The organism is Flavobacterium sp. xlx-214 (assembly GCF_013874595.1).
Lineage (GTDB): Bacteria > Bacteroidota > Bacteroidia > Flavobacteriales > Flavobacteriaceae > Flavobacterium.
Genome location: NZ_CP059431.1, coordinates 689,167 through 704,546 on the forward strand (window position 1 = coordinate 689,167; position 15,380 = coordinate 704,546).

The window sequence follows — 15,380 nt, forward strand, 5'->3', positions numbered from 1 at the left end:
TGCTTCTTTTTCATTGATATTTCTTTAACCACTTGTATAAGGTAGTTCTTGGTATGCGGTATTCTTCTATTATTTGACTTGCTGTTTTTTGTTTGGTTTGTATTAAACCAACTATGAACTCTATAATTTCTTTGGTGTACACATTTTTCTTAAACTGTGGCGCTTTACTACTTGCCACTTTGTAGTTCTGCGATGCGGGCGGCGCATACAACACCAAATGTTGTGAGTATATTCTAAAAAAATCGTACTCTAATAGTTTGCTAAAACGTAGTAATAATTCGGTATCTATGTTCTTGGATGCAAAAACTTGTTGTATTGCTGCTTCTTTGATGTTCAAAAATCGTTCTGCTCGTTGCATGTCAATTTCTTGCTCTTTAAACAAAGTGCTTATAATACTACCAATATGTATGTCTTTAAAATTCATTTTCATTCTAATGAAAAACGGGGATTTCTCCCCGTTTCTTACTTATTCTATTTTCTATTCTCTAGACGGGTTTACATATCTACTATGATAAACTCTGATCTACGGTTTTGTTGATGCTGCTCTTCTGAACATTTAACACCATCTGCACATTTGTTTACCAACTCACGCTCACCATAACCTTTTGCGGTTAAACGTGATGCAGATATACCTTTAGAAATTAACCATTCTCTTGTTGATTTGGCTCTTCTGTCTGATAAATTGTCGTTGTATTTGTGCGATGCACGGCTATCGGTATGTGAACGGATGTCTACAACCATGTCTGGGTATTCTTCCATTACTGCCAATACTTTTGCTAATTCTGCTGCTGCATCTGGGCGAATGTTGTGTTTGTCTAAATCAAAATAAATTGGGTTTAGCTGCAACACTTTAAATAAATCATCGCCTTTCTTAAGCGGTATTTTACTGCGCTCTAACACTACTACTGCTTCGGTTTCTCCGCTCTCTGTTGGTAGGGTTACATTAGCTTCTTGGGTAAAATAGTCTTGCTTCTCTGCTCGAATGCGGTAGGTTGATCCACAATCAAAATCAGCATTAAAGCGGTAGCCATCGTTTTGATAGCCATTGCTGCTTAACGGATTTTCATAATACACGTTGTATAACGATACGGTGGCATCTTTGATTTCCTGACGCGTTTGCGCATCAATTACTTTTACTTTTAAGTTTTGATCGCATTGTAATACCAATGCGCGGTTTTCATAAAAGCTGTAAATATCATCGTTACCCTTACCGCCTTCTCTGTTTGATGAAAAGAAACCGTTTTTACTTTGTGTATCGATATAATACGCAAAATCATCGTAATTTGAGTTAACAGGCGCTCCTAAGTTTTGCACTTCTGAGAACATACCATTGCTTAAGATACCGGCTCCGTAAACATCTAATCCGCCTAGGCCTACTCTACCATCGCTTGAAAAATACAACTCGTTATTAGCTGTTACAAACGGAAAGGTTTCACGGGCTTCGGTGTTGATTTGTGGTCCTAGGTTCTTTGGCGATCCGTAACTCTTTTCGTTTACCGTTACACTCCATAAATCAGTTGAACCGTAGCCTCCTGCGCGATCTGATGAAAAGTAAAGCATGGTTTCATCTTTACTTAACGCTGGATGCGATGTGTTGAACTCGTTGCTGTTAAAAGGCAACTCGGTTACATTACTCCATTTGCCATCTACATTCTCTGCACGGTAAATTTTTAGCTTGGTATTGCCATCGCTATCAAACTTACGTGTTTTGTTGTTGTAGTTGTTACGGGTAAAGTACATGGTTTGCCCATCTTTGGTTACTACCGCCGATGCCTCATTGTACATGCTTTTTACACGACCTTTGATGCGCTTTACGCCGCTTGCTTGGTTGTTAGATACATTGGCTGTATACAAACTAGTAAAGGCTTCGCCTGTCCAGGTGTGTTCTTTTTTGCTTAAACTACCGGTATCGCGGGCGCTGGTAAAGTACAATTGGTTGTTGTGTACATAACTTCCGTAATCGGCCATTGGCGTGTTAATAGCCAGGTTGCTTAACTGATCGTATCGACCTGAGTTGGCTTGAATTTGTGCTTCTAAGGCTGCTTCGTTTTTGCGAATTTGCCCTATTTGCGTTTCGCTTCCTACTTTGTCTACAAATTGTTTGTAATAGCTCTTTGCCTCAGCATCACGTCCTACGTTTTGCAAGGTTTGCGCATAACGGTAGTAGTATTCTGGTGCTAAATTGCTTCCAAACTCGTTGATTAATTGTTCGTAATGTGGCTGTGCTTCTGCATAGCGTGCATTAAAATAATACGCATTTGCCAATTTTGAAAGTACTTCTTCTGTTGCATGACCGCGTTTTACCACTTTTTCATAAATGGTAATGGCATCGGTATACGCCCATTGGTTGTACTCTTTGGTGGCCTTTTTTAAGCCGGCTTGTGCTTGCATCTCTGTATGCCCTAAAAATAAGGCAGATACTAAGGCTGTTGTTATGATTCCTTTTTTCATGACCTTTGTTTTTAGTAGAAACGTGGCGAATTCACGCGACGGTACTTGTTAAACAATTCAAAGCGTACAAATAATTCATGTGATCCATTGTTGTAACGACCCAGTTTGGTGGTTTCTGAATCGTAGCTGTATCCTAACATCAACCCATCAGTTACTTGGAAACCTGCTAAGGCACTCCATGCGGCATCCCAACGGTAAGCTGCCCCTAAGGTTAGCTTGTCGTGAATTAGGAAGTTCGCCGTTACATCGGCTTGTAATGGTGCTCCACTTACGGCTTTTAATAAAAAGGCTGGTTTGAATTTCAAGGTTGGATTGATTTCAAATACATGACCTCCCATTAAATAGAAGTGCTGACGCTGGTTCATTGCGCTGTAAAGCGTTCCGTTTTCAAAGCGTTTGTTTTCTAAGAAATTGGGTACCGATAAACCTACGTAGCTTTTTTCATTGTGCCAGTAGATACCTGCCCCTATGTTAGGCGATGCTTCGTCTGATATATCATGTAGAATCATTGGATCATTAGGATTGAATTTGTTTAAGCGTGAGTACGCTACGTTTAACATATTCAACGATCCTTTTACACCAAAGCTTAACTTGCTATCGCGCTGATTTAAATCAATGGTGTACGATACATCCAAACTAATGGTGTTTTCATTAATAACCCCTAACTTATCGTTTACAAAACTTAACCCTACTCCTAACTTACTGTCTTGAATAGGTGTGTTTACTGAGAACGAGTTGGTTGTGGGTGCCCCTTCTAATCCTACCCATTGGGTACGATGTAATCCAAAAATACTTAATGCGCCACGGCTACCCGCATACGCTGGGTTGATGTTCACCGTGTTGTACATATAATTGGTATACTGTGGGTCTTGTTGGGCTTGCACTTGCGTGCTGCCCAACAGGATTATTCCCATCAATATTTTTGTGATTTTATGTGATAAATTCATGTCCCGTGCTGTTTTAGTTTGTCTCTAAATGTAAGTAACCTGCTTGCTCTTTTGGATACACTTGTCCGTTTCCTAAATCGAAGTTGTACTTAATTACATAATAGTAGGTACCCGTTGGTAATTTATCCGCTTTCTTAACTGTTACACGCCCTTCTGAATAACCTTTGAACGTGTTGCCGTTTGAGTTGTAGTTCTTGGTTTCATAAACCAATACACCCCAACGGTTGTAAATCTCTACGGTGTTACCTGGATAACAATCGATTCCTTTCAATACCAACTCGTCGTTCATTCCATCACCATTTGGTGTTACGGCATTGAACACTTCCATTGGACATGATAAGTGGATAACTTGTGTATAACGTGTTTCGTTTCCACATGCATCACTTGCAATCCATGTTCTTACAATATCGTACTTAGCATCACAATTGCCCGCTACTTTTTCTTCGGTAACGCGTACAGTTGCTGCGCCACATGCATCGGTTGCTGTTAATACTTCCGCTGGTTTTAAATCTTCACATGCCATGTAAAGCTCTGCAGCTGGTAAGGTACCTACAAACTCTGGTGCTGTTGTGTCTTGAACTGTTACTACTTGGGTGTGTGTTGCTGTGTTGCCACATGCATCAGTTGCTGTCCAAGTACGTACTAATTCGTAATCATTTGCACATGATCCATCTTTGCGTACTTCTGCGTAAGCTACGGTTACATCATTACAATCTTCTGCTGCTAAAACAGGGGCGCTTGGTACTGCATTACATTCTACGGTTACGTTTTCTGGTAATACGCCTACAAACTCAGGTGCTTTGGTATCTTGAACCGTGATGGTTTGTGATACTGTGCGTACATTGTTACATGCATCTACTCCTGTCCATGTTCTTACAATTTGGTAATTGTTACCACATGTTCCGTCTATTCTTTCTTCGGTCATCGTTACCTGTACTGGATCACATGACGAAGGTGTGAATATTGGTGCATCGGTTGGTAAAGCTTCGCTACACTCTATTACTACATCTGCTGGTGCTGCATCCACAATAACAATAGCTACTGCATTGTCACAATTGGTTGGATTTAACTTCTCACAAATGGTGTATGGATATGTATAAGCGCCTGCTGGTGTACCTGCTGCAATGCTGATAGTACCATCTGGGTTCATTGTTAAACCTGCATTTGGACTTGCTCCTGGAGTTAATGTAATTTCTGTTGGAATTACTGCTACTCCATTCAAGGTATCGTTTTCTAATACGCTTGCTGTAGTACCGCCTACTTTACCATCAAATGCTACATACTCGTTGTCTACTGCATCAATCTTAGCTGCGGTTACTACTACGGTTGCTGTTGCAGTATCACAGTTGTTTGGATTTAACTTCTCACAAATAGTATACGTGTACGTATACGTACCTGCTGGGGTTTGCGGCGCTACCGTAATAGTTCCATCTGAGTTCATGCTTAAACCTGGGTTACTTGATGTACCTGGGGTTAAGGTTACTTCTGATGGTTTTACTGGTTGACCGTTTAACGTATCGTTTGTTAATACACTTGGGGTGTTACCGCCTACATATCCGTTGATTGGTGCTGATGTATCGTCTACTGCATCAATCTTAGCTGCGGTTACTACTACGGTTGCTGTTGCAGTATCGCAGTTGTTTGGATTTAACTTCTCACAAATAGTATACGTGTACGTATAGGTACCTGCTGGGGTTTGTGGGGCTACCGTAATAGTTCCATCTGGGTTCATTGTTAAACCTGGGTTGCTTGATGTACCTGGGGTTAAGTTTACTTCTGATGGTTTTACTGGTTGACCGTTTAAGGTATCGTTTGTTAATACACTTGGGGTGTTACCGCCTACATATCCGTTGATTGGTGCTGATGTATCATCTACTGCATCAATCTTAGCTGCTTCTACTACTACTGTTGCGGTTGCAGTATCGCAGTTGTTTGGATTTAACTTCTCACAAATAGTATACGTGTACGTATAGGTACCTGCTGGGGTTTGTGGGGCTACCGTAATAGTTCCATCTGAGTTCATTGTTAAACCTGGGTTGCTTGATGTACCTGGGGTTAAGTTTACTTCTGATGGTTTTACGGGTTGACCGTTTAAGGTATCGTTTGTTAATACACTTGGGGTGTTACCGCCTACATATCCGTTGATTGGTCCGTAGTTATCATCTACTGCATCAATCTTAGCTGCTTCTACTACTACTGTTGCTGTTGCAGTATCACAGTTGTTTGGATTTAACTTCTCACAAATAGTATACGTGTACGTATAGGTACCTGCTGGGGTTTGTGGGGCTACCGTAATAGTTCCATCTGAGTTCATTGTTAAACCTGGGTTGCTTGATGTACCTGGGGTTAAGTTTACTTCTGATGGTTTTACTGGTTGACCGTTTAAGGTATCGTTTGTTAATACACTTGGGGTGTTACCGCCTACATATCCGTTGATTGGTGCTGATGTATCGTCTACTGCATCAATCTTAGCTGCTTCTACTACTACTGTTGCTGTTGCTGTATCACAGTTGTTTGGATTTAACTTCTCACAAATAGTATACGTGTACGTATAGGTACCTGCTGGTGTTTGTGGGGCTACCGTAATGGTTCCATCTGAGTTCATGCTTAAACCTGGGTTACTTGGTGTACCTGGGGTTAAGTTTACTTCTGATGGTTTTACTGGTTGACCGTTTAAGGTATCGTTTGTTAATACACTTGGGGTGTTACCGCCTACATATCCATTGATTGGTCCGTAGTTATCATCTACTGCATCAATCTTAGCTGCGGTTACTACTACGGTTGCTGTTGCAGTATCACAGTTGTTTGGATTTAACTTCTCACAAATAGTATACGTGTACGTATAGGTACCTGCTGGGGTTTGTGGCGCTACCGTAATAGTTCCATCTGAGTTCATTGTTAAACCTGGGTTACTTGATGTACCTGGGGTTAAGTTTACTTCTGATGGTTTTACGGGTTGACCGTTTAACGTATCGTTTGTTAATACACTTGGGGTGTTACCGCCTACATATCCGTTGATTGGTGCTGATGTATCATCTACTGCATCAATCTTAGCTGCTTCTACTACTACTGTTGCGGTTGCAGTATCGCAGTTGTTTGGATTTAACTTCTCACAAATAGTATACGTGTACGTATAGGTACCTGCTGGGGTTTGTGGGGCTACCGTAATAGTTCCATCTGAGTTCATTGTTAAACCTGGGTTGCTTGATGTACCTGGGGTTAAGTTTACTTCTGATGGTTTTACGGGTTGACCGTTTAAGGTATCGTTTGTTAATACACTTGGGGTGTTACCGCCTACATATCCGTTGATTGGTCCGTAGTTATCATCTACTGCATCAATCTTAGCTGCTTCTACTACTACTGTTGCTGTTGCAGTATCACAGTTGTTTGGATTTAACTTCTCACAAATAGTATACGTGTACGTATAGGTACCTGCTGGGGTTTGTGGCGCTACTGTAATAGTTCCATCTGAGTTCATTGTTAAACCTAGGTTGCTTGATGTACCTGGGGTTAAGTTTACTTCTGATGGTTTTACTGGTTGACCGTTTAAGGTATCGTTTGTTAATACACTTGGGGTGTTACCGCCTACATATCCGTTGATTGGTGCTGATGTATCGTCTACTGCATCAATCTTAGCTGCTTCTACTACTACTGTTGCTGTTGCAGTATCACAGTTGTTTGGATTTAACTTCTCACAAATAGTATACGTGTACGTATAGGTACCTGCTGGGGTTTGTGGGGCTACCGTAATAGTTCCATCTGAGTTCATTGTTAAACCTGGGTTGCTTGATGTACCTGGGGTTAAGTTTACTTCTGATGGTTTTACTGGTTGACCGTTTAAGGTATCGTTTGTTAATACACTTGGGGTGTTACCGCCTACATATCCATTGATTGGTCCGTAGTTATCATCTACTGCATCAATCTTAGCTGCTTCTACTACTACTGTTGCTGTTGCAGTATCACAGTTGTTTGGATTTAACTTCTCACAAATAGTATACGTGTACGTATAGGTACCTGCTGGGGTTTGTGGCGCTACCGTAATAGTTCCATCTGAGTTCATTGTTAAACCTGGGTTACTTGATGTACCTGGGGTTAAGTTTACTTCTGATGGTTTTACGGGTTGACCGTTTAAGGTATCGTTTGTTAATACACTTGGGGTGTTACCGCCTACATATCCGTTGATTGGTCCGTAGTTATCATCTACTGCATCAATCTTAGCTGCTTCTACTACTACTGTTGCTGTTGCAGTATCACAGTTGTTTGGATTTAACTTCTCACAAATAGTATACGTGTACGTATAGGTACCTGCTGGGGTTTGTGGGGCTACTGTAATAGTTCCATCTGGGTTCATTGTTAAACCTGGGTTACTTGATGTACCTGGGGTTAAGGTTACTTGTGATGGATTTACTGGTTGACCGTTTAACGTATCGTTTGTTAATACACTTGGGGTGTTACCGCCTACATATCCGTTGATTGGTGCTGATGTATCATCTACTGCATCAATCTTAGCTGCTTCTACTACTACTGTTGCTGTTGCTGTATCACAGTTGTTTGGATTTAACTTCTCACAAATAGTATACGTGTACGTATACGTACCTGCTGGGGTTTGTGGCGCTACCGTAATGGTTCCATCTGGGTTCATTGTTAAACCTGGGTTGCTTGATGTACCTGGGGTTAAGTTTACTTCTGATGGTTTTACTGGTTGACCGTTTAACGTATCGTTTGTTAATACACTTGGGGTGTTACCGCCTACATATCCATTGATTGGTCCGTAGTTATCGTCTACTGCATCAATCTTAGCTGCGGTTACTACTACGGTTGCTGTTGCAGTATCACAGTTGTTTGGATTTAACTTCTCACAAATAGTATACGTGTACGTATACGTACCTGCTGGTGTTTGTGGGGCTACTGTAATAGTTCCATCTGGGTTCATTGTTAAACCTGGGTTGCTTGATGTACCTGGGGTTAAGTTTACTTCTGATGGTTTTACTGGTTGACCGTTTAACGTATCGTTTGTTAATACACTTGGGGTGTTACCGCCTACATATCCATTGATTGGTCCGTAGTTATCGTCTACTGCATCAATCTTAGCTGCGGTTACTACTACGGTTGCTGTTGCAGTATCACAGTTGTTTGGATTTAACTTCTCACAAATAGTATACGTGTACGTATACGTACCTGCTGGTGTTTGTGGGGCTACTGTAATAGTTCCATCTGGGTTCATTGTTAAACCTGGGTTGCTTGATGTACCTGGGGTTATGTTTACTTCTGATGGTTTTACTGGTTGACCGTTTAAGGTATCGTTTGTTAATACACTTGGGGTGTTACCGCCTACATATCCGTTGATTGGTCCGTAGTTATCATCTATTGCATCAATCTTAGCTGCGGTTACTACTACGGTTGCTGTTGCAGTATCACAGTTGTTTGGATTTAACTTCTCACAAATAGTATACGTGTACGTATACGTACCTGCTGGTGTTTGTGGGGCTACCGTAATAGTTCCATCTGGGTTCATTGTTAAACCTGGGTTGCTTGATGTACCTGGGGTTAAGTTTACTTCTGATGGTTTTACTGGTTGACCGTTTAAGGTATCGTTTGTTAATACACTTGGGGTGTTACCGCCTACATATCCGTTGATTGGTCCGTAGTTATCATCTACTGCATCAATCTTAGCTGCGGTTACTACTACGGTTACTTTTGCAGTGTCACATGTATTGTTTACTGTACAAATTTTGTATTCAATTACATAAGTACCTGCTGGAGTGCCTGCTGGCACACTTACTACACCTGTTGTGGTATTAACTACAGGTACATTTGCCCCTGGAGATACTGGTGTTGCTGGAGTTACGATTGAAATAACTACCGATGCTGCTGGTATGTTTGGTGTACCATTTAATACATCGTTTGTTAATATATTTACAACATTTGCGTTTCCTGCATGTCCTACAACTGGTGTTGATGACATGTTATCATCTATTGCATCTATTGATTCGGTTGATACAAGAATTACATTATCTGACCCAGAACAGTCTGCATTAGTCACAGTCCATTTCATTTCAACAGTAGAAGCTGCTGGAATAATCACTTGCGTATTATAAACATTTACGTTAGTTATCTGTACTGTATTATTTGCTAATGAATTTCCATTAACATCTTTTACAGAAACTACAGTCCATGTTCCTTGAGAATTTGCCGAAGTTAATTGCTTAGCGTTCATTGTAAAAGTAGTACCCGCCAATGTTTGGTCTGGTCCTGCATTTACTGTTCCTGCATCTGTATTAACAGTAACTGTTACATTGGCAGATGTTGGTGTTACATTAGCACATCCTAAACTAGTTTTCAAAGCATATGTAACTGTATATGTAGTTGTAACTGTAGGATTTACATTAACTGAACTTCCTGTTCCTATCTGAGTAGCTCCGTTTTTCCAAACAATATCAAATACCGCGTCTGAAAGAGCTACTGATAATACCACCGCTTTACCTGGAGCACAAATCTCTGGTTTACTAGCTGTTGGATTTGGCAATGTAGGTATGCCATTAGCTAAAATCACTTCTTGTTGCGTAAAACCACAATTGGTAATAACTCTAACAATATACTTGCCAGCTGATAAGTTTTTGAATATGTGAGAAGTCTCCGTTACATTTGTAGTATTATATTGATCTAATGGCGCATCTGTATCTGGATTAGCTGTACTTGGCCAAATTTTATAGTTGATAAACCCAACTGCCTGACCAGTAGTTGATACCACAATAATTCCTGAATTTGGATTGTTAGGATCACAATATAAACTGGCTGTAGTAAATTTAACCTCTTCTCTAGGCAATACTGTAACTGGCACCAAAATTTCTCTACCTGTTACAGAAGAGTTTCTATCGGTTCCTCCAACTGCTAAAGAATGAACAGACATCCCACTAGTGCTAAAATCATTCATTACAATGAAATAATCACCTGGAGCAATATTGGTAAACTGTCCTTTATATCTATCTGTTGATGTATAAGTTTGTGCTAAAGTACCTTTTGCTCCATTAACTGCATTGTACAATCTTGTATTGTTTGTTAATCCTAAAGTATTAACTTGTCCCATATCAAATGTAATCGTATTAGCACCACAAGAAGAAGCAGTAACTTTTATTACAGGATTATAAGAAGCTAATTTAGAAACGGTTATTGTAGCAGAACCTGATATATTACAAGCCAAATCTGTACCTACTATTTTATAGTCTCCTGGAGGAAGATCATCAAATGCTTGTCTAACTTGTAAACTAGCATAATCAGTTTCAAACACATACGGAAAATTAATGGTTTTAGTTGCTGCTGCTGTAGCTAAATTATAAGGATTTGAAGGCGCATAAGTATAACTATTAACTCCATCGGTACGTTCTATAGACCAACGGGTCTTTCCTAAAGTATAATCAAAACCAATTGGTCCTAAATCTGTTGTTTCTAAACTAACATAACCTGTTCCGTCTAACACCGAATTTCCCTGCGATAATTTCATACGACTTAAAGGATGCGTTGCTGGGGTTTTGTTAAAGATAAAATCTTTGTGTATAACTGGTGTACCACAACTATTATCTACAATTTCAATTCGATATCTATTTCCTTGTACAAGATTATATCCAGCATTTGCATTATTAGGAAATATTCTACCAATTCCTGAGTCTGAAGTTAAACCAATTATATAGCTGGTTTCATCAATAGCTTCAAGTAAAACCCAATTCCCAGAATTTAAAGGTTGCTCTTCGTAAATCTTATAGGTTATTGTACCTGTTGCTGGTGTAACCAATGGATTTGGTCTGTAAGCCAAATAGCGGCCTACCCCTGGTGTATTTGAAGGTCGTGTTTGCTCCACCGTAACAGTGTTTAATGCTCCACAAAGTACTGATGAATAAGTACTGTTTAAATTATAAACAAAATCATCTCTATCTATTGGATCTGTAGTATATGAAAAAGTACGCTCATCACATCCATCTGAAATTTTTATAGTAACTGGTGTATTGGGTGGCACGTTCTCAAAATAAGGTACCGTACCAGGTATACCAGGTAATGTTGAATTTTTTCGATTATAAGTATTTCCACCATAGGTTATGGTCATAGAACCCTCTGTAAGTACTTTATTAACTAGAACATTGTCATAATTAAAAACCCCGTTAGTATTCAATACAATATTCCAAGCATTACAATTTGTAGTAGAAAGCAACTCCATAATGTTTCCTGGGATAAATGTTTGTAATTTACCTCCTGTATAATTAGAAATTGTAAAACCTTGATCTTTTGAAACGATACAAGTTGGAGAAGAATTTTCAGTAATGGTAACTTGATAAGTTCCTGGAGATAAATTGTTAAAAGTCCAGCTGGTAGCATTAGTTGGTCCAGAAGTACGATTTAATGATTTAATCTCATAAACATAATTTCCTGTACGAGAAACGGTTGTTGTTACCTCACCATTTGCTGTGTACAATGGATCTCCTGTTCTACAAGTAATATTTTTTGCCACAACAGTATATGTAAATGGCTGGTAGGTAGAAGTTATTGACACAGTTTTCTTTACTGAAGAGGAACCAGATTGCGACACAGTTACATCATAATTACCAGGTGCTAGGTTATTAAAAGTTCCTGCACCAGCACTATCTAATGTAATAGTTTGCAAAACAGTACTGTTTCCTGCATTAGTTAAAATTGCACTAGCTAAGCAATTATTACCACCTGGCACGGCAATTTGTATAGCTCCATCTTGCACACACACACCATTTACTGGTGTAGCTGTAAATGTACTGATATTACATTGAGCAAATCCGGTTTGGACTGTAAATGCAAACAGTACTAACATCATAAGAACGGAGAACAAATAATTGTTTCCTACTATTCCTATTCTGTTAATAGAATTCTTGAGTAGCTTTAAATTCATATTAAACAATTTTTAAATAAATATTTGATTGAGAATTTGCACCTCTTTATTAAGAGATACTTATTGGATGATGTTTAAGAAAGTTAACATAGCATCTCAATAAAAAATCATTACGGTATTTGCTACCTTGTTAAGTACTTTTTTCTTTTTTCATAACATTTTTTTTCTGGATTAATATTTTTTTCTAAATAAAAAATCTGCCTTCTTTTAGTCTTATAACATATAAAACTATTTATTAAAGAAGGCATTTCTGTTTTTAACTTTTCCACAAAAACTCCCCTAATTATGTTGTGAAAAACAGATTGATTTTTAATACTGTAAAGATTTATCCAAATTTTAACTAAAAAAAACGGTTCCTCAACCAATAAAACAATTGATTGAAAAAAGAACATAAACAATTAATAATCAACAACTAATCATTTTTTGTATTTGAAAATTGTTTGGTTTTTAAAAGAAAAAAGAACTAAATGTTAAAAAAAACAATAGTTAAAACTATTTTAATTTAACATTTGGTTATCTTTGAACATCAAAGTTATCTTTTGCTTAAAAGAAAGGTTTTAATTAAATGAACTTAGTATGCAGAATGAAGAATTTACTATTGATGTAGTAGAAGTATGGAAATCATTTAGTAAATGGTTTTTATACTCTGTATTATCTGTTTACTTATTTTATATTCTTTTAAGCTTTTTTTTATTTCCTAAAATATATCATGGCTCTTTAGCCATACCATTAACACTTTTTATTTTAGGAGCTTTAATAACTATTTTTGTAGGATATATTTTATCTAAAGCTACATTTGATTATCAGAAAATACTTACCATTATTCTTTATTCCTTCTTAATAATCATAACTTCGATATGTTTATTGAATTGTACTATTAACTATGGAGTTTTTTTATTGTATGTACCTACAATAATTTTTATGAGAGTAGTTTCAAGCTTTAGAAATACGGTTATTTTAACAGGCATTATTATTGTACTTTGTTATGTAATGCAAGATATTTCAGGATACTTAGGTATAGGTTTGGACCGAAACTCTTTTGTTGGAAATGAAGAAAGCATCAATAATCTGAATTTTATTATTGCCTTTATTGCTAGTTATTTTTCGCTTTTATGCTTGTATTTTTATAGTAGGATTATTAAGACCTATTCTATACGATATACTACTATTGAACAAGCAACACAAACTATTACTGACAAAAATTTTCAAGGCTTTTTTACAACAACGGAAGACGAAGATGTATCTCTAATCAATTACGATAAATACCAAGAGTTGTATTCTAAAATAATACGCCTTTTTGAAGAAGAAAAAATTTATCGGGATTCTGATCTTACCATTAAAAAATTAGCTGATGTATTAGAATCAAATACTACTTATGTTTCTAAATCATTGAAAAACATTGGTAATGTAAAATTCAATCAATTAATTAATCAATACAGAATGAATGATGTTCTTGATGAACTGAATAACAAAAATTTCAAAACATTTACTTTAGAACACATCTATACAAAAGCAGGATTCTCACAGCAGCCTACATTTAATCGTATTTTTAAGGATCATACGGGTATTACTCCTAGGGAATATATTGATAAGTTAGAATAATTCTCTACAACAACAAAAAAGCAACTTTTACAAGTTGCTTTTTGTTGTTGTTTGTTGTTTACTTAATTTACTCAACACCTCCACCCATTGCTTTGTAAAGCTGAATGTTCGCATTCCATAAATTATATTGTGTAGTGATAATATTTAACTGCGCGTTTAATTCGCTTTCTGTTGCAGTTAACACTTCTAAATAACTTGCCATACCATTGTTTAATAATTCTTGCGAATATTGAACAGCAGTGCTGTAAGCAGTTGCTTCTTGTTCTTTCAATACCAATTTCTTAGTATTGGTATCAATAGCATACAAAGCATCTGATATTTCTTTGCTGGCATTTAAAACCGTTTGTTTGTAATTGATAAATGCTTTTTCTTGATTTGATAAGCTAATCTCATATTGAGTACGAATTTGACGTCCGTTTAAAATAGGCTGTGTGATACCACCAATAATGCTTGCAAAAAACGATGTTGGATCGAATAACTTTTCAAAATCAACTGATTGCAAACCACCCGATGCTGTTAATTTCAAGGTTGGATAAAAACTTGCCTTGGCAACATTGGTTAATTCAAAAGCATTTCTAAAGCCAAGCTCTGAAGCCAAAACATCAGGTCGATTATTTAATACTTCAATTGAAACACCTTCTACTCCATTAACTGCTAATTGTTGACCATCAAACGAAGAGCGTTCCATTTCTTTAGGGAACAATCCTTGTAAAATACTCAAACTGTTTTCTTGTACTTTGATATTGTTGTCAATATCCAACAACAAAGCTTGCGCGCTTAACAATTGTGCTTCAGTTTGTTTTACCGCTACTTCGGTAACTCTACCTGCATCCTTTAAGGCTTTATTGGTTTCTAAACTTTTAGTACGGTTTTCAATGGTTTTTAAAGCCACTTGTTTTTGCGCATCTAAAGCCAATAAATTGTAATAATTACTAGCAACCAAAGATATTAACTGCGTTTTTATGGCTTGATGTGCTGCTACAGTTTGCAAATAAGTAGCCTCAGCAGCTAATTTACGGCTGGTAATTTTACCCCAAATATCAGCTTCCCATCCTAAACTCCCTGTAATATCAAACTGATCTAATCGTTGACGTTGCCCCAAAATACGACCAAATTGCGTATTGATTGAGTTTACAGAGTGTGTATAATTAGCACCTACATTAAACGTTGGTAAATATCCAAATTTTCCTTGCGCTACATACGATTCTGCCTGTTTGATATTTTCTAAAGCAGTACGCACATCTAAATTGTTCTCTAAAGCAGTACTAATATATCCTTGCAAAATAGAATCGGTAAAAACATCGCGCCAAGCAACTACTTGTTGCACCGCACTATCGCGCACTACTGTATTAGTATTAAACGAAGCATTATTCCAAACTTCTGGCTTTTGATAATCTTTAGTAGCGATACACGATTGTAAAGTAATCGCCGAAAATGCTACAAATGATAATTTATATATCGTTCTCATA

At 37.6% G+C, this 15,380-nt stretch carries 6 protein-coding genes; 1 reads left to right on the forward strand and 5 read right to left on the reverse strand.

Annotated features, from left to right (window positions below; translation table 11 throughout):
- Nucleotides 1-10: 10 nt before the first annotated feature.
- From H1R17_RS03210 to H1R17_RS03225, 4 genes are all read right to left on the reverse strand, one after another.
- Nucleotides 11-424 carry a transposase gene (locus H1R17_RS03210; protein WP_163432431.1) on the reverse strand — a complete coding sequence of 138 codons (414 nt, stop codon included), beginning with the start codon at nt 422-424 and terminating at the stop codon, nt 11-13.
- 71 nt (nt 425-495) lie between these two features.
- Nucleotides 496-2,451 (reverse strand): OmpA family protein, encoded by a 1,956-nt coding sequence (locus H1R17_RS03215; RefSeq protein WP_163432430.1) that lies wholly within the window; start codon nt 2,449-2,451, stop codon nt 496-498.
- An 11-nt stretch (nt 2,452-2,462) separates the two neighbouring features.
- Nucleotides 2,463-3,398, reverse strand: coding sequence for a type IX secretion system membrane protein PorP/SprF (locus H1R17_RS03220; RefSeq protein ID WP_163432429.1), 936 nt, complete (start codon nt 3,396-3,398; stop codon nt 2,463-2,465).
- A 13-nt stretch (nt 3,399-3,411) separates the two neighbouring features.
- Nucleotides 3,412-12,309 (reverse strand): gliding motility-associated C-terminal domain-containing protein, encoded by an 8,898-nt coding sequence (locus H1R17_RS03225; protein WP_181729248.1) that lies wholly within the window; start codon nt 12,307-12,309, stop codon nt 3,412-3,414.
- Nucleotides 12,310-12,885: 576 nt separating this feature from the next.
- On the opposite strand from H1R17_RS03225, the gene H1R17_RS03230 reads away from it, so the two are divergent.
- Complete coding sequence (locus tag H1R17_RS03230) at nt 12,886-13,911, forward strand: helix-turn-helix domain-containing protein (RefSeq protein ID WP_163431316.1); 1,026 nt, start codon at nt 12,886-12,888, stop codon at nt 13,909-13,911.
- Nucleotides 13,912-13,978: 67 nt separating this feature from the next.
- Here the strand turns inward: H1R17_RS03230 and H1R17_RS03235 are convergent, their stop codons facing one another.
- Complete coding sequence (locus tag H1R17_RS03235; protein WP_181729249.1) at nt 13,979-15,379, reverse strand: TolC family protein; 1,401 nt, start codon at nt 15,377-15,379, stop codon at nt 13,979-13,981.
- Nucleotide 15,380 lies beyond the last annotated feature (1 nt).

Coding starts and splice junctions, on each gene's coding strand:
- H1R17_RS03210 (WP_163432431.1), bottom strand. CDS start 424: ATGAATTTTAAAGACATACATATTGGTAGTATTATAAGCACTTTGTTT.
- H1R17_RS03215 (WP_163432430.1), bottom strand. CDS start 2,451: ATGAAAAAAGGAATCATAACAACAGCCTTAGTATCTGCCTTATTTTTA.
- H1R17_RS03220 (WP_163432429.1), bottom strand. CDS start 3,398: ATGAATTTATCACATAAAATCACAAAAATATTGATGGGAATAATCCTG.
- H1R17_RS03225 (WP_181729248.1), bottom strand. CDS start 12,309: ATGAATTTAAAGCTACTCAAGAATTCTATTAACAGAATAGGAATAGTA.
- H1R17_RS03230 (WP_163431316.1), top strand. CDS start 12,886: ATGCAGAATGAAGAATTTACTATTGATGTAGTAGAAGTATGGAAATCA.
- H1R17_RS03235 (WP_181729249.1), bottom strand. CDS start 15,379: ATGAGAACGATATATAAATTATCATTTGTAGCATTTTCGGCGATTACT.